At 50.8% G+C, this 16,767-nt stretch carries 12 protein-coding genes and 1 tRNA gene; 4 read left to right on the forward strand and 9 right to left on the reverse strand.

All coding sequences use genetic code 11. The annotated features are described in order from the left end of the window. Window positions 1-3,729 (forward strand): UvrD-helicase domain-containing protein, encoded by a 3,729-nt coding sequence (locus tag K0C01_RS00005; protein ID WP_221170045.1) that lies wholly within the window; start codon window positions 1-3, stop codon window positions 3,727-3,729. Window positions 3,730-4,387: 658 nt separating this feature from the next. After that, complete coding sequence (locus K0C01_RS00010) at window positions 4,388-5,098, forward strand: ferredoxin--NADP reductase (RefSeq protein ID WP_221170046.1); 711 nt, start codon at window positions 4,388-4,390, stop codon at window positions 5,096-5,098. Window positions 5,099-5,318: 220 nt separating this feature from the next. On the opposite strand, the gene K0C01_RS00015 is transcribed toward K0C01_RS00010, so the two are convergent. From K0C01_RS00015 to K0C01_RS00040, 6 genes are all read right to left on the reverse strand, one after another. Beyond that, window positions 5,319-6,026 carry a TorD/DmsD family molecular chaperone gene (locus tag K0C01_RS00015; protein WP_221170047.1) on the reverse strand — a complete coding sequence of 236 codons (708 nt, stop codon included), beginning with the start codon at window positions 6,024-6,026 and terminating at the stop codon, window positions 5,319-5,321. A 37-nt stretch (window positions 6,027-6,063) separates the two neighbouring features. Further along, entirely contained in the window at window positions 6,064-7,131 is a 1,068-nt protein-coding gene (gene nrfD / locus K0C01_RS00020) for an NrfD/PsrC family molybdoenzyme membrane anchor subunit (RefSeq protein ID WP_255568317.1), read from the reverse strand. Then, window positions 7,124-7,729, reverse strand: a complete 606-nt coding sequence (locus K0C01_RS00025; protein WP_255568318.1) for a 4Fe-4S dicluster domain-containing protein — start codon at window positions 7,727-7,729, stop codon at window positions 7,124-7,126. The genes nrfD and K0C01_RS00025 overlap by 8 nt, the downstream gene beginning before the upstream one ends. Beyond that, complete coding sequence (locus K0C01_RS00030; protein WP_221170049.1) at window positions 7,729-9,996, reverse strand: molybdopterin-containing oxidoreductase family protein; 2,268 nt, start codon at window positions 9,994-9,996, stop codon at window positions 7,729-7,731. The genes K0C01_RS00025 and K0C01_RS00030 overlap by 1 nt, the downstream gene beginning before the upstream one ends. An 88-nt stretch (window positions 9,997-10,084) precedes the next feature. Further along, window positions 10,085-10,729: a helix-turn-helix domain-containing protein gene (locus K0C01_RS00035; protein WP_221170050.1), complete on the reverse strand. Its 645-nt coding sequence runs from the start codon at window positions 10,727-10,729 to the stop codon at window positions 10,085-10,087. A 408-nt stretch (window positions 10,730-11,137) separates the two neighbouring features. Beyond that, window positions 11,138-11,208: transfer RNA gene (locus K0C01_RS00040), tRNA-Gly, on the reverse strand. A gap of 112 nt (window positions 11,209-11,320) precedes the next feature. Between K0C01_RS00040 and amrA the strand changes: the two genes are divergently transcribed. Both amrA and amrB read left to right on the forward strand, forming a co-directional pair. Beyond that, window positions 11,321-11,905: an AmmeMemoRadiSam system protein A gene (amrA, locus tag K0C01_RS00045; protein WP_221170051.1), complete on the forward strand. Its 585-nt coding sequence runs from the start codon at window positions 11,321-11,323 to the stop codon at window positions 11,903-11,905. Between the two features lies 1 nt (window position 11,906). Beyond that, window positions 11,907-12,755 carry an AmmeMemoRadiSam system protein B gene (gene amrB / locus K0C01_RS00050; RefSeq protein WP_221170052.1) on the forward strand — a complete coding sequence of 283 codons (849 nt, stop codon included), beginning with the start codon at window positions 11,907-11,909 and terminating at the stop codon, window positions 12,753-12,755. 111 nt (window positions 12,756-12,866) lie between these two features. Here amrB and K0C01_RS00055 read toward each other — a convergent pair whose 3' ends face one another. From K0C01_RS00055 to K0C01_RS00065, 3 genes are all read right to left on the reverse strand, one after another. Beyond that, a complete protein-coding gene (locus tag K0C01_RS00055) occupies window positions 12,867-14,123 on the reverse strand; it encodes an RNA-guided endonuclease InsQ/TnpB family protein (RefSeq protein ID WP_221170053.1) in 1,257 nt (418 codons plus the stop codon). Window positions 14,124-14,273: 150 nt separating this feature from the next. Next, window positions 14,274-15,335: an AmmeMemoRadiSam system radical SAM enzyme gene (amrS, locus tag K0C01_RS00060; RefSeq protein WP_221170054.1), complete on the reverse strand. Its 1,062-nt coding sequence runs from the start codon at window positions 15,333-15,335 to the stop codon at window positions 14,274-14,276. Window positions 15,336-15,490: 155 nt separating this feature from the next. Then, window positions 15,491-16,747, reverse strand: a complete 1,257-nt coding sequence (locus K0C01_RS00065) for an RNA-guided endonuclease InsQ/TnpB family protein (protein WP_221170055.1) — start codon at window positions 16,745-16,747, stop codon at window positions 15,491-15,493. Between the last annotated feature and the right edge of the window lie 20 nt (window positions 16,748-16,767).

Genomic DNA, 16,767 nt, shown 5'->3' on the forward strand with positions numbered 1-16,767 from the left:
ATGGTCTCATATGAAGATCTGACCGACGAACAGCAGCGGGCCGTTGACGCGCTTGATCGAAACGTGACGCTCACCGCCGGCGCAGGCACCGGGAAAACCACGACACTGACTGCCCGATACCTGCGGATGATCGAGAAGTCGTTAGGAGGAGCGACTGACGGAGGAGAAGAGAGCGAGGTTTTGCTTCCCGAAAATATCCTCACGACCACGTTTACGGAGCGTGCAGCAAACGAACTGGAAGACAACGTCCGTGGCGAGATTACGGATCGGATTTCGTCACTGGAAGCCGACAAATTCGAAGCTTGGCGAACGGTCGCTGACGAACTCGAACACGGGTACATTCATACGCTGCACGGCTTCTGTGCCCGACTCCTTCGAGAACACGCGCTGAGTGTTGACGGTCTTGACCCTAGCTTCGATACCTTGGACGAGAACGAGACGACCGCCCTCATCCACGATACCGTTGGAACGGTCCTCGAAGAACACGAGAACCACGACGCAGTCCGGACGCTGGCGCAGCGGTTTTCTCGAAATCAGCTGCAGGACGTGCTTACTGACCTCGTGAACGAGCGGCCGGAAAGTATCGAATGGGCAGAGCGATGGGCCGACGCGAGCGAAGAAGAATACATCTCGTTCGTTGAATCCGAACTTCATCCGATCGATCCGGACGAGGCAGCCGAACGATTGGCCCAGCCGGAGTTCACAGAGGCCCTCACAACGCTTCGGGAGCTCGTGGAGAATCCACCGGACATCTCGACAGAAGGAACCGCCTGGAAGCGAGCCGTGACCGTGGTCGAAATCCTCGGCGATGACTTCGATGATGGCGTCCCCAATCGAAGGAAACAGACGACAATCTCGAAACTCAGCATCCATCTCACGAAGGGAAGCGGCGAGCGCTACGCGGACTATACTGGAGCGAAGACGCACTGGGGGGACAATCCTTGGAAAGACGAGTTCGACACTGCCATCGAGCAACTGGTCGAAACGCTCCAACCGGAAGCGTATGCGGTCAGTGTCGATCCCGAGTTAGAGGCGAGGAGTTTCCCACTGGTCAATGCCCTCGCAGAGGTAACGTTACTCGCGGTCGAGGAATACGAGGCTCGAAAGCGCAGGCAGAACGCCGCTGATTTCTCGGATCTCATCACATACACAGTCGAGTTCCTCGACGACGAGGCGAACGAACACATCCGGACGGAACTCCGCGAGCAGTTCGACTACATCATGCTGGACGAGTTTCAGGATACCGATCCGCGTCAGTGGGATCTCATCAAGCTCCTGACGGCGAGCGAGAAGGGGACGTTCGATGCGGAGAACGTGTTCGTCGTCGGTGACGTGAAACAGAGCATCTATCGGTTCCGGAACGCCGACGTGACCCAGTTCAAGGAGATTGCTGACACGCTCGAAGAGACTGGCCCTGTCGCTGATCGAGATGACGACCAGCTTTCGACGAACTTCCGGACACTTCCGACAGTACTGGAGACGATCAACGAACTGTTCGAAATGGTCTTTGACGACGACGGAAAGCCATACGAGGCACCCCCACAGCGATTAACGCCCGCACGGGATGATCCAGCCGCAGTCGGGAGTGCCGAATATCTCCTCGTCCCGACTGATTCGGAGCTTCGGGAAGCCCGGTTCGACCACTACGAAGCGTTCGCCGACGCAGAGCCGGAGAGCGATGCTGAACTGGAAGCGATGGCTCTCGCAGCGCGTCTCTCACAGGTACTCACCGAGCCGTATCAGGTCTACCCAGAGGACACTGCTCCTGACGAGGAAACGCCCGAACCACGAGATATTGAGCCGAGTGATATTGCGATACTTCTCCGGAGTCGCACACATCTCAAGGCCTACGAGCGAGCGCTGGACGAGGCGAACGTCCCGTATTCCGTCGCGTCCGGGATCGGCTTCTACGAGACGACGGAGATTACGGCACTATTGAATCTGTTTCGAGCGCTTGCAGACCCACACGATGAGCGCGCACTCTACGCTGTGCTTCGATCACCGCTGTTCGGATTCACCGACGACACACTTGCGCACCTCAAGGTGCACGACGAGACGCTGTGGGATGCACTTGCGACGACGGAGACATCCGAGCTCGCGGAAGCTCACGGGCTGCTCCGTGAGTGGCGTCACCGGGCTGGACTTGGCGATGGTGTCGGTGATTTCGATGGATCGTGGGCCGCATTTCTGACTGGCATCCTCGAAGATACTGGGTATCTGGTGAACGTGAGCGCGGGTGACCGCTCACAGCAAGCGATGGCGAACGTCGAGAAGTTCCGAGAGCAACTGCGCGGCTTGAGCGACGATGGCGTCCGCAGTCTCACCACTCTGTTGAATCGAATCGAACGTCGGGTCGAACTGGGTGGCCGTGAGAGTGAAGCCGAAACGACCGACGAGGGGGTCCAGATTCTGACGATTCACGACTCGAAGGGGATGGAGTTCCCGTTCGTGGTCGTTCCGGAAATCAGTCGAGAATTCAAGGACGATGCTGCTCTCGGCAGCGGAAAAGTTGAGTTCGAACGGGTCGGTGACGAACACGCGGTCGGCATGAAGGCACCGAGTCCCGATGATCCGTTCGAACTGAAGGACACGATTGCCCGCGAAACCGTACGAGAGCAGCGTCGTCAAGAAGAACGTGCCGAGGAGAAGCGAGTGCTCTACGTGGCTTGCACGCGGGCCCGGGACCACCTACTCCTCTGTGGCACCCACGAACTCGATAGTGACGCGGAACAAACTACACTCACAAACATCGCTGAAGCTGATCCGGAATCGGCGTCGAGTTGGCGTGACTGGGTACAGCCGGCTCTTCTCCCCGACGAACTGTGTAGCAAATTAGATTCTGAGATCACCATCAACCGGTCATATGGTGATGGATCGTATCAGGTCTCGCTGCCGACACCCAAGGTCCAACGTGAACTGGATACGGGAGAAGTGGATCCAACAGTAGAACTGTCACCGGATCCACCGGAACGCGACATCACATTCCGCTTGTCAGCGACTGATCTGGCCGCCCTACTCGGCGGATACGGTGATCTAGAAGTTGACGAGAAGACTCGAACGGCTTTCGTCGAGAAGCAGGAAGATAGCCCAGACGATCGCCACGGTGAAGATGATTTGGCAGAGCAGGATAGTGAGAGCGAAACCGAGATCGGTTCGGAGTCGGCGACTGGAGAGACAAGGATCGATCCAAGAGTGTTCGGAGAGATGGTACATCGGATCTGTGAGTTGCGCCCCCCAGAATCCCAGTGGTCGAATCTCATGGAACAAACTCTCGTCGACGAGGACGCAGACGTAGAACTCACCAGCAAATTGCAGCGCCGTGTGAGTGAACACGCCCAACGAGGGATCGCTTACGTTGATGAGCAGGCTTCAGATTCCAAAATCAAACAACAGTACGACGAGCTATACGTTACTGCCGAGTTCGATCGAGGAGAGATTGCCGGCTACATCGATCATCTCATCGTAAGCGACGATGCGTACCACATCATCGACTACAAGACGGGTGCTGTTACGCCAGAGGAAATCGAAGAGGATGCGGAGTACTACCAGAACCAGATGAAGGCCTACGCTGTTGCCATGCACCAACAACAGACAGATCGTCCAGTCCGCGTGTCACTCGTATTCACCGATATTGACGAGGCATGGGAAATCGAGTGGAGCACGACAGAGATCGAGTCTATGCAGGAGAATCTGGAATCTGAGTTACTGACTCGAATGGAACTTACCTAATCTGGCGAAATAACTGTTCGGTGTGTGATGTGAACCAATACTGACTGCTGAATACAGAGGATAAACTCAGCAGCAGCAAAAATCTCAGTTACATCCCTGGTTATCAAGCAGAAAAGGCAATAAAGGTTCTTTCAGAAAACGATTGATCTATTCTTAATCAAATTCCGTATATCGGGTTGATAAGATCAGCTCATGGCGGTGATCAGCTCTTCAACTTCGTCTTCAGATCAACTCGTTCGCCGTCGCATACCCGCTGTCTTTGCAGGTTGTGAAGTACCTCGGCGACCGTCCGGTCGAGACCGCGAAGAATAGCCTCCAACGAATCGGGTCTCACTCCCGATACGGTTTCGGAGAACTGCGGCTGAAGCCCCTCGGCGAGCAGTATCAGGAATCAGAGAAGTAACGATTAACTGACGACCAATAGAACGCTAGAATGAGGATGAATCGGGCGAGAAAAATACAGCGGTGCGGCTGAATAACGAAATCGTATTACCAACAACTGATAAAGGACCGATGCACCACCTAAAACAATCCCGGGAGTTGAGATCTCAGTACGTGACCTCCTCCTGCGCCTGAAGGCTGGTGCTTTCGTCTCGGATCTTCTGTAACGATCACCATCCGACTTATATACTGTTAGAATATATACTATTGTTATAGAATGGCATACAAAGCAACCATCGTGGATACGTACCCATTGGCTAACCGAGTGAAAGGCTTCCGTCTCCGTGTGCCTGATCACACATTTGATTTTGAACCAGGACAGCACACAACAATCAGGTTCGAGACAGACGGTGATTCTGTCGTACGTCCGTATACGCCGACGAATCTGCCAGGAACAAATGAGCTGACACTTGCAATTAAGCGGTATGAAAGTGGATACGCATCATCATATATGCACACAAGAGACATCGGAGATACGATCACAATCGGACCAATTGAGGGGTCGCTAACGCTTGACGACCCAGATCGAGATATCGCACTGTTAGCGTCTGGAACTGGCCTAACGCCAATGTTAGCAATCTGTCGTCACTACTTACAGGAAGGATCTGGATCTGTCCACGTTGTATTAGGCGAGCGTACAGGGGAGTCAATCATGCATCGATCAACGCTAAATGAGCTAGCTGCAGAACACCCAGAACTGTCTGTCACATTCACACTTTCTGATCCGGAGTGGGACTGGCTAGGTCGTGTTGGATATGTACAGGAACATCTCGATGAGTTGTTTGATGACTTTGACACGCGGGACTTCTATATCTGTGGAGTGCCACAGATGGTCGTTGACACAAAAGAAGAGCTACGTGAACTTGGGACACCGGAGGAACGAATACACAGTGAAGGATGGGAAGATGGAGTTGTTGATGCTGAATAGATAGGATCACTGATACTAGCGGGGCCTGCTAGTCACCATGGATTCTTTTGTGCGGTGACAGCTAACTCTGTTGGTCAATAGTCCTTTCAGAGATTAGCTTTTGCTGGCTACGTCCCTGTTAACGAGCCGCTGAAGGCGGCAAGTAGGTAGAGCTGTGCAACGGTGTCATGCTACAACTATAATGAGTATACTTTATCCCAAGACCAGAATGTACAGCTAACTACCTAATATGTTCTCTGGCTCTGTGGTACTTATTCTGTACTTGTTCTGAGTTTGGTGTATCGATGTTATTACGTTTTCGGGCCGTAGCAATGATTTCACATGTAGCAGTAACACAATGGCGATGAAACGGTGCATCAGCAGCAGCTTCAGTAGCAAGTCGCCGAAGTGCCGGTAGCCAGTCGAGATGTTGCTCAATGAAACGTTGATACGCTGAATCTTGTTTATGCTGCAAGAGTAAAGCAGCATATTCCAGCATAAGCGCAAGGTGATCGTCAGCATAAGCATCCGGAGTCGATACTCCTATGATATCGTAACGACTACGCATGTCAGTTGCTGCTGGTCCTAGTAGTAGTCCATCACTTTGCCATGTACTGTGCCACGGACGGTATACCGACTCTATCAGTGGTGCATATGGAGTTACGAGCCCTTCAAACAGGGAGATATATTCAGTATCAAATGCCGCAGGAGTTTCCGGAGCATGTGTGGGATCACCATTTTCAGTTGACACCGAAATACCAAGACGGTCGGTATGTTCTGCAAGTTCGACAGCAAAGGAGTCATCTTGAACGTCACGATGGAACTGTTTATCAGGGTGCTTCAGCCCTTCTGCGAGCAGAGTGTATAGCGAGATCCACGTTTTACGTCTGTCGGTTAAACTATTCGCATCATCTTGAGTTGGGTTGTTATTACTGGTGGGATGTTTCATGGTTTGAATTATCTAAATTACACGTCAGTCATGGTGATCATGTAGCGAGGGGAGCGTTATATGCTGCGGCAATGATCAGATAGCGAAGCGCAGCTCCACCAAGCACAACAAAGGTAAATTTCACTGTATATGCTCCACGGAGGAACTTTTCAAGTCGACAATTCGCCTGAATATCAGCGTTCTTTTCTACCAAGATCAGAACAACTGACAGAATCAACGGAAGGACGAGCCCAATTGTAACAACGCCACCCCAGAACATAATTCCATACTCTTCTGTCAGCAAACTAAAAGCAACTTCAGCACCTGGTCCGCCAGAGGCTAGCGTCACTAACAGTAATGCGAGAACAACTGCTTCAGCGAGAATAATCGTATCATCAGCAACACTGAAACTGGTTACTTTTGTTTCCTGAAGGCCATCAAATAGGACAGTGGCACCCATCGTGGCTGCAATGCCGATTGAGAGTGCACTGGCTACGAATAGAAGTGGAAGCAACGTTCCATCCCAAAGGGGAACGGTTGAGGAGACATATCCAAGCTTTAACCCGGTGTAGGCGATGGTCGCAATTGCAAGTATTGAACCGATTGCTGTAGTTGCCAACTGTCCCGCTCGATTTGGTTTTATCCAGTTGGCTAGTCGTGTAAGCAACGTATCTATGGGAATGCCGGATCTACGTTCGACATATTCTGTGATTTTTCGAGGAAATGCGCTTTTGCCGACTGGCTCACTGCCCCACAGTGTCCAAAGTACCTGTAACGTCACAATGAGTGTGAACAGTACGATAAGCCACGTGCCAATCACAAGCCACGAGCCAAAATTGACAAAGAGAATCGGGAACAGTAAGGCTCGAAATGGTGCACCGAGATGGAAAAATAGCAGAAAAAACATGCCGGCTGCTATGCCTACAACCGTGAAAATGAGTCCCCACTGCGTTATTATGTGCATCGACTGGCCACTAGCCGTGCCGTCGGATCGCTGCCCAAGCAAATTAGCAGCTGTGCCAGTCAAATACGCGCCTCCAGCAAGTCCACTAAAGAATAGGTATGCCGCAATATACCAGCCATATTCTTGCTGAATCATCCAGATCAGACCATCTGGATCACTCATCACCATCGTTTACCTCCACAGTATTTTCTGGCTCAAGGATGAGGGCTGGACCAACATCATCAAGTTGAAACTCTTTAGCAGCATCCTCAGAAGCTTCCCGCACTAATTCATTGATTGGACCGGCTTTGAGCGCACCTGTTACGCAGTTATCAGTACAAGCAGGGGTTTCACGGGCTGTTTCAGATTCGTCTCGAGATGGCGAGTCATGACCGTTACCCGGTCCAGATCCAAGACAACCATTACATTTCTGAGCGATTCCATCTTCTCCGAACTGTATCGCTCCGTACGGACAGGCATATGAACAGTAATTACATCCAATGCAGCGGCTCTGGTTAATCGTGACAATTCCGTCTGTATCACGTTTTTCAAGTGCATGAGTTGGACAAACATCCCGACACGTGGGCTCACTGCAATGGTGGCATCCAATGGAAACAGAAACTTCATCATAATCTGGGAATTCACCTTCACCAACGTGTTCAACGCGTCGCCATAGAATACCTTCATCAGTATCAAGATCATTTTGAACCTGACAGGCCTGTGTGCAAGCGTGACAGCCAATACATTTGTTAGGATCAAAGTAGAATCCAAATTGACTCATCAGGTATCACCTCCTACACGTTCGAGTTTGACCGGATGATTTCTATCAACCATACCGGTGACCGGATCAACATGCTGTTCAGTATTCATCTTCATGAGGTTTCCACCAGCCTGATCAGGTGTAATTGAGTACTCACCAAAACCAGCTACAGTGAACAACCATCCAGGACGGACTCCTTCATAAACATGCGCAACAAGTTCAACCTCGCCATTCGTTGCCTCAACTCGAACGCGATCTCCCGTTGTAATTCCACGAGGCTCAGCATCGTCCGGATTGATATGTAGCAGGTTTCCATCATACTCTTCATTTCTGAATCCGTACCGATCCAGATACTCTTCGCGAGCCTCATCAAGAGCTTGACAGTGGCCGCGAGAAAGCTGTTCAACAAATCCGTCCGTTAACAGTAATGGATACTCTTCGTCTGTTGTTTCACCATATACTCCTTCAGGCGGACGCCATTCGGGGGCAGTGCTGACGCCTACGTCCTTTGCAAAACTTTCATATTCTTCGACAACATCAAGATCGAATTGAAATTTGCCAGTCTCCGTGTCAAACCCATCACCACGCCACTGCTCATACTCAACATCCGAAACAATCTCATAGCTTTGTTCAGCAACTTCGTCGAATGATTTTCCGATCCCTGAGAGTCGCTCATCATAGTACTCAGTGGCATCCTCCCATGGGAAATATTCACCCCAGCCAAGTTCCTCAGCCAGTGCACTATATATTTCATAATCTGTTCGACAGTTTTCAATTGGATCAATAATCGCCTTCGAAGCAGTGACCCAGCCAGACTTACTGTACGAACTGTCACCGCCAGTATCTAAAAATGGTTGTTCTAGTGTTGAAGCACCAGGAAAAACGACATCAGCGCGACGGCTGACACCACTCCAGAATGCATCAACAGTAATAACAAGATCCATTGCTTCAAGTGCCTCAGCCCATGCGTCACTGTTACCACTTTTCAGCGGAGCAGACCAGTTATTGACAAAGCCTTGTATATCTCCACGCTCGACTGCTGTTGGGACAAAATTATGAGAAAGATCCCGGATATGGCGCTGGTAAGGGTAGTCGTCATACTTGGGGGTTGACCGATCCTCGTGATTAGCAGGGACATCGATGCCCCTTTTCTCAAATGGATCAGCAAGTGTAAATCCAGACCGCCAGTGTCGAGTCCCTCCTTTTCGATCAATACATCCAACTAGACCGTTGAGTGCGTGAACATTCTGGCAGTTTTTAAACCCATTGCCCTGAAACGAAAGGCCAGTGAATGGAAAAGCAACTGATTTGGGAGCTGCTTTAGCAAATTCGATAGCAAGCTCTTTGATCGTTTCACTATTAACATCAGTAATATCCGCGGCCCACTCAGGAGTTTTATCATCGACTGCGTCACGGTATGAATCAAATCCATAGGTCCAGTCCTCGACGAAGCTGTCGTCATATAACCCTTTCTCAATAATTACATTACCCATCGCAAGTGCGAGTGCTCCATCGGTCCGTGGCCTAATAGGGATCCATAGGTCTGCGACCTCAGCAGTCTTTGTATATCGAGGATCAATACATACTAAGGTTGCATCATTCTCGTTAATTGCCTCCAAGATACCTTTTGGCTCCCATTGGCCACGAAATGATTCCATTGGATTTCGGCCCCATGCAATAATAAACTCCGAGTTCCGCCAGTCTGGCCATTCTCGCCCATAACCAGCCATCCATTCCCATGAATCTGAAAATGGACCGTGGCATGTCGTTTTTCGGCCGACCTGCACTGGAGCGCCGTATAAGTCCCGGAAGAGCAAGTCGTGAAAATCTCCACCAATAGGGTATCCCTGATAGCGGAGTAATTTTTCCGGGCCATGTATTTCACGGAACGATTGAAGCCGTTCGGCCGCATACGCAATGGCTTCATCCCAGTCAGAAGCCCGAAGATTACCGTCTTCACGAATGTACGGACGCGTTATCCTGTTAGGATTGTAGGTTTTATCAAGTTGCGCAAGGCCTTTGGAGCATAATGTGCCTTCAGTTCCAGGGCCAGCACTGGACTTTGGATGTCCATCAACTCCGGTCAAGTCGACCGGCTGTCTGTCCTCAAGAATAACTTCTTGTCCGCAACTGGCTCGACAAATCCAACAGTTGTTATATGCTGCTTCTCTGTCTGCTGCTGCATCGGCAGGCTCTTCACCAAGACTGATACAGCCGGCAGCTGCCGCAGCAACACCGGCAACAGAACCTTTGAGAAACCGTCGTCGTCGTACTGATTTTTCCGTCATTATGGGTACTAATCTGTTTTTACTGTTGTCTTCATTAGTGCTATATTGCTGGAACAATCAAGAGGGTATTTCCTTATTATGAGTCATTTTAAGTACTCCCGGGAAACGAGTCACAAGTAGCCTCGAAAACAAGCTTCCGTTCAGCTGATTGGAGCCGCTGTGAGACCGTACCTTTTGATACATCAAACTGATCAGCTAGTTCTTCAAGAGATATCGCGCGTGGCTGATCATAGTAACCGTTCTTAATAGCTTGGCGAAGTGTCTTTTGCTCTAATGTTGTTAATGTCGAAAAGTCAATCGTTCGTAAATCAGATGGATTATCTTCAGCATTGAATCTGGATAGTTTTTGTACAGTAACTTCTCCAATTGACGAGAGATTTTCAACGAGGTCAACCAGTGTGCTCCGTGAACAGACGTATCCCTCGATATGAATCCCGGATTCGGTTACATCTGTGACATGTGCACTAAATCCGTCATGGTTAAGAAGCTCATAATAACAGTCTTGATCATGACAGGGTTGCTCGACTTGTTCGATTTGTGCCCTGTCATTAACATGCTCCGCCCCCTCAATGGTTAGCAGACATCGATTCCCATTAGATTGGCGAGACACTGAGTCTAATGTGCAGGCATGAGAACAAAGATCGTTCACCAAACACGGATGCGTGTTAGGGAGATCAAGGTTTATCTCCACATAAAGATCAAGAGTATCAGCGTTTGGTAAAATGGTACTCATGATAACTTTATGTATTAATTGCAGGATCATAAGGCACTATATTTACATATACAGACATTATTTACCCCTTAGCCCAAAAATGTCTGCATAAGATTGGTGAACTACTCCACTCCCTTATTCACTCACCGCTAACGCGGGTCGCTCAACTTACTGCGTAGCTCCTTGAATACTGAGGCTTAGCCTGGAGAAATTAAAACCACCGTGTAACGTCAACAGCCTCGTGGTCAAGTCGTTCGAGGATCTCCGATTCTCGTGATCACGAAAATCGAAGTGTTTCGGACGACCCCGAGGTGCACTGCCTGCTTTCTCTGTAGGGATGTCTTAAGATAACCCGGTTTGTAAGCTTTCATAGGTGGATAGTCGAGTAATGCGAAACCGGGAAATTCAGAAGGTACAAGGCCTGAGAAGTGCGCCGACCGGGATTTGAACCCGGGCCATGAGCTTGGAAGGCTCAGGTCCTACCACTAGACCATCGGCGCGCACATGCATGTTGTCGGTGGACTATTAAGGGCGTTACGAAATTGGTGTCTCTTCGGGGGAATATCTCTAACAGAAAAATTGTTTCTGGATTAGGCCTATAGATTGTAATTGATGATCGATCAAGAACGGGGCACTGAGCTCGTTACCCGTGCCAGACAAGTTGCACTCGCAGCAGCACAAGGTGAGACGACACGTCCAGCACTTGACGGTGACGGGTCATATGGTGTATTCACGACACTGAATAAAAATGATCGATTACGCGGATGTCGAGGATATCCACGGCCAGTGGCATCACTTCCAACGCTGATTGACGCGGCTGCTATTGACGCAGCAATTAATGATAGTAGGTTTCCATCAGTGTCTCCCGACGAATTTGGTGCAATCACCGTTGATGTTACGATTCTAGGTGAATCTGAAAAGATTGACACAGAGCAAGCTAAGACAGAAATCGAGCTGGGATATCACGGACTGGTTGCCAAAAAGGGGCAACAACGAGGACTGCTACTTCCACAGGTTGCAGTGGAACGAAGCTGGGATGAATACGAGTTTGTTGCTGCAGTGTGTCAGAAAGCGGGGCTATCTTCTTCAGCGTGGCAACATTCAGAAACGCAGATTGAGCGATTTCCTGCACGAGGATTTAGGGAACAGGAGCCAAAAGGATCAATTGAGGAAATAGATATTACCAAAGGTGAATAGCATGACGGACATCCGCTCTCCGGCCGTTGCAGGGCAATTTTATCGATCAACATCTGAAGAACTCAAAAAACAGGTTGAAGAATCATTTGCGCATTCTGTAGGGCCGCAGTCAGGACCAAGGTGCGATAAAGAAGATCAACGTCTACATGGGGCTGTTGTTCCCCACGCAGGGTTACCATTCTCTGGACCAGTTGCAGCACACAGTTACAATAAGTTAGCACAATGTAGACAACCAGATACAATTGTTATCATCGGGCCAAATCATCGCGGCGGCGGTTCACCAATTAGCGTTGCCCCTCACGAGAAGTGGAGAACTCCATTCGGCGAAGTTAGCATCGACCAGCAACTTCGTAATGCTGTTATCAAGCAAACCGCGGCTGAAGCAGATCCAATAGGCCATACTGGCGAACACTCTGTGGAGATACAACTGCCGTTCATACAGTATATCGTTGATTCAGAAATACAGATTCTCCCGATCGTGCTTAGCGATCAAACCAAACAAATAACGAAGGAACTCGGAGAAAACATTGTAACAGCAGCAACGGAGCTAAACAAAGATATCACAATTCTTGCCTCAACGGACTTCACTCATTATCAGCCACATGAACAGGCCGCCGCCGCTGACAAGCCGGTAATCGAAGCAATTTCGAACGGAGACATTGAAAAGATCAGTCAAAAGGCACAGCGCGGACATTCAATGTGTGGTCCGGGGGCTGTAATTGCAATGCTCGCTGGTATGTCTGAACAGGGAGTTTCTACGGGGACAGTTGAAAAATACGCAACTAGCGGTGATACGGCCGGATCGAAGGACGATGTTGTTGGCTATGCATCGATTACATTCACCAGTTGATACGAGATGATACAATGATTGCGGAGAAGGACCCAGATTGCGATGTATGTGGACGAGACGCTTTGACATCCTCCTCCGCCTGAAGGCGGAGGAATCCCAAGCGTTGGGATATTAGGGTTTGCAGACTCCCTGTTCTCTCGTTTTGAACGACCCGCTCTCGCGGTCGAACAGGAAGACTCCGGGCTGTGCCAACCAGCCGTTACTCATATCCCCCGCTGGGGGACTCTGAGTTATCTTTCTACGGATGTTCACCGCGCCGTTCACGTCTGCGTTCATCGTCGTCTCACACGACTCACAGACGTACAGCCCGCGCTCCACGCGGTTCGCATCTCGAATTTGCCCGCAACACGAACACGTCTTTGAGGTGTTCTCCTCGTCTACCCGGTCAACGAGGATACCGTGTTCTTCGGCTTTGTATTCGAGGAGACGGGCGAATCGGTCGAACTCCCATCCGTGGAGTTTCTTGTTCCCAGACTGCCCCCACTCCCACGAGTCACCGTTCTCATCCTCGCGGATGTCGCTGAGGTCGCCAACCGCGATCTTCTCCACGCCTTCGTCGACACACCGCTCAACGATGTGTTTCGAGAGCGTGTGGAGGAAATGGTCTTTGCGTCGAGAGAGTTTCCGGCGAGCCTTCAACGCACGTTTTGATGGTCCGTTCTTGCCTTCGGTCTGGTACTCCTCACGGGTGAAGTAGTGCTTGTCCTCTTTCAGCGTGTTCCCCGGATACAACTCCGAAGGGCCGTCCTCGTAGTCGATGGCGAGGTAGTTGCTGATTCCGAGGTCGATACCCGCCGTCTTGTCGCCGGGAACATCCTCAACGGGAATCTCTTGCTTGCAGACGAGGTGGAGTTCCCACTCGTCTCCGTTCCAGACGGCACGCACTTGCTGGATGTTCTCCACTTCTACGTCGGGCCGAGTTTCGTACTCCGGGAGGACGAAGTCTGACCGTCCGTCTTTCAGATTCCAACCTTTCGAGAGGCGGAGTTGACCGTGTTTGGCGTCGTGTTTGATACCTTTCTGTTTCCACGTCACGGTGGATCGCGGGTGTCGGTCGCCACGTTTCCGGTAGCCCGGTGGGTTGTTGCCGTCGTCGGAGTTATACCACCCGTTGAACGCCTCAGCAAGCTCTTCAAGAACTCGCTGACTTGACTGAGAATGCAGGTCACTATAGCGTTCGTGGTTTTTCAACTCCGATTTCAATTCGGCTTCATCGGGTATCTCACCATCGTCATCCCACCGTTCTTGGATGTAATAGCGTCCGACGTTCCACAGTTTCGATGCAGAGAACCCGCACTGGTCGAGGTCGTCACGAACCTGACTGTGATTCGTGATGCGTGCGACATAGGTGCGGGTCGTCTCCAGCATCGTACTGTTCCCATAAATAGTTATGAACTAGAGTATATTAACTACTACGTTTGACGTGGAATATCCGGGCCTGTCGGTGCCGGTGGAATGTGTCACTAAGTGACGGCGCGTATTCACGGCCTGAAGGACGTGGTATTGCGCCTGATCCGCCTATAAATTCCGCAATCGTTGGTTGGATGTTGTAGTCCCTTGTGCCCATTGACGACCTGCAATCGGGATTGTTCGATTACACGCTGGACACCGTCCATCACGTAAGTTGTATTCCTGAATCTCGAACCCGTTCCGCTTGATTACCGTTGTGCTGCAATTCGGACAGACTGTGCTTTCCGATTCATGTCCAGGGACGTTTCCTGAGTAAACATAGTGCAAACCAGCGTCTTCGGCTACTTCGATTGCAGATTCAATTGTGTCGACGGGAGTCGGGGGCGTATCAGTCATATTATATGCCGGCCGGAATCGAGAGAAATGGACTGGGGTCTGAGGTCCAAGAACATCAACAATCCATTCCATACGGTCAGCAATTGTTTCCACGTCTGTGTTTTTTCCAGTCACGAGAAGGTTCGTAATCTCAATCCAGACATCGTGCTGGGCAAGGACTTCTAAAGCATCATAGATCGGCTCAGGATCAGGGATGCCACAATACTCTCGGTAAAATGACTGGTCACCTTTGATGTCAACGTTAATCGCATCAAGGTGTGGGCCAAGAGTCTTTGCGGTTTCCGGTGTCATGTATCCATTGGAGACAAACACATTGTATCTCTCGTCTGGAGTTGCGTTCATCGTGTCATATGCATACTCTAAGAAGATAGTCGGCTCTGTGTATGTGTATGCCATACCTGCTGCGCGTTCTTGGCTTAACCGTGTTGCAAGCTGCTCAGGTGAAAGTTGCTGTTCACGGGGAGTTCGTTGGTCAGCTTCAAGCGCGATTGTATAATTTTGACAAAAGTCACATCGGAAGTTACAGCCTCGAGTCGCGATTGACATGACGGACGAACCAGGTGCAAAATGGAACAGTGGCTTCTTCTCGATTGGATCTACAGCAGCTGAGACCGTTTTGCCATAGGTAAGCAAGGTTAGGGTTCCGTTTGTATTTTCACGGACACCACAGACGCCCCGCTCTCCAGAAGGAATGACACATCGTCTGGGGCAGACATGACACTGAATCCGATCAGCGTCAAGAGATTCAGCGTGGATTGTCTCTCGTGAAGTCACGTCTTAAAACTTAGATGTAGAAGAGAAAAAGTGTCTCGCCCCAAACAGACAGCATCAATTGACCTCCCCATGGGTAAACTACCCCCACCCTGCTTCGCTCACCACATACGTGGTTCGCTCGTTGAGGGTGGGGCTTTGATGTGGACTCCTGGCGATCAATTGTCGGCAGTTGGCCGATAGCCGTCGTCGTTCAACGTCCCACCATTTATACGCACGTCTACTGGTGCGTCTGCGCTCCCCGACGTGGGCGAGGAACGCAGTCTGTGTTGTCGCTTCCGCATATACCGCAGGCCGACGTTTTTCGCGCCGTTGTAGTCAGCGTTGATCTCGTACCCGCATTTGAGGCACTGGAACTGCTCGCCGTCGCGGTTATCCTCGTGAGTGAAGCCACAGTCAGTGTGTGAACACCGCTGGCTCGTGTGATCTGGCTCGACCTGTTCAACCGCGACACCGCAGTCTGGCGCTTTGTACTCAACGTACTCGACAAGACGACGGAATGCCCAGATGTGATGCCAGTCAGCGTGAGGCAGTCGCTCACGGATATCGGTCAAGTCCTCGAACACGATCACGTCGCAGTCGTGGGCAACTGCTTCGTCAACGATCTCGTTGGCGACTGTGTGGATATACTGTTTGCGCCATGCTCGTTCTCGCTTTCCAAGCCGAAGCAAGGCGTTGTGAGCGGCTTGCGTCCCACGCTGTTGCATCTCTGCTCGACGGTTTTCAAACTCTTGTATCCAGTGGTCGTACTCGTCACCACTCCAGAACGTGCCAGTGCTGGCGACGGCAAGGCTATTCACGCCGAGGTCGATCCCGAGGACTGTCTGGTGCCCGGTATCGTCCGAACCCTCAATTTCAACAGCTTCACCGTCTGTGCCTATCTTCCGTGTTTTAACGTGGAAGTAGAACTCGTCGGTGGCTTGGTCGTACTGGAGTGTACTCGTCCGAAACTCGTAGTCATCCGCAAGGACGTACTCCTCGTATGGTGTTGGACTGTCTGCTGGGAGTTCAAAATCACACTCGATGCGTCCGTTCACCGTCGAGAGTGAGATTTTGTTGCGGTAGAATGTCGCGCTCCGCTTGTCGTAGACCATACTCCAAGAGGTAAACTCTGGCTTGTTCGTCCGTTTGCCTTTCTTCCAGCGGTCAACACCACTATCGACGGCGTGAACGGCACGCCGGATGGCTTCTTGGACGAGATTCGCTGTCAGGTCGGTTTCCTCGCGGAGTCGGTCATACAACGCATCTCTGGCTTTCACGTTCGAAGTGACGCAATCTTCGTAGTCGGTGTTGTCCCAGCAGTAGTCACTGGCCTCGTTCGCGCAGTAGAGGAACTGGTCAGCAGTTTCGTGGAGGTCGTCGTGATACTCGTCGGGAACAACGAGTTTGACCGGCGCAGTTCGTCTGACCTCCATGTTTCAGATATGGTTTCAAC

The organism is Salinarchaeum sp. IM2453, from assembly GCF_019693215.1.
Lineage (GTDB): Archaea > Halobacteriota > Halobacteria > Halobacteriales > Salinarchaeaceae > IM2453.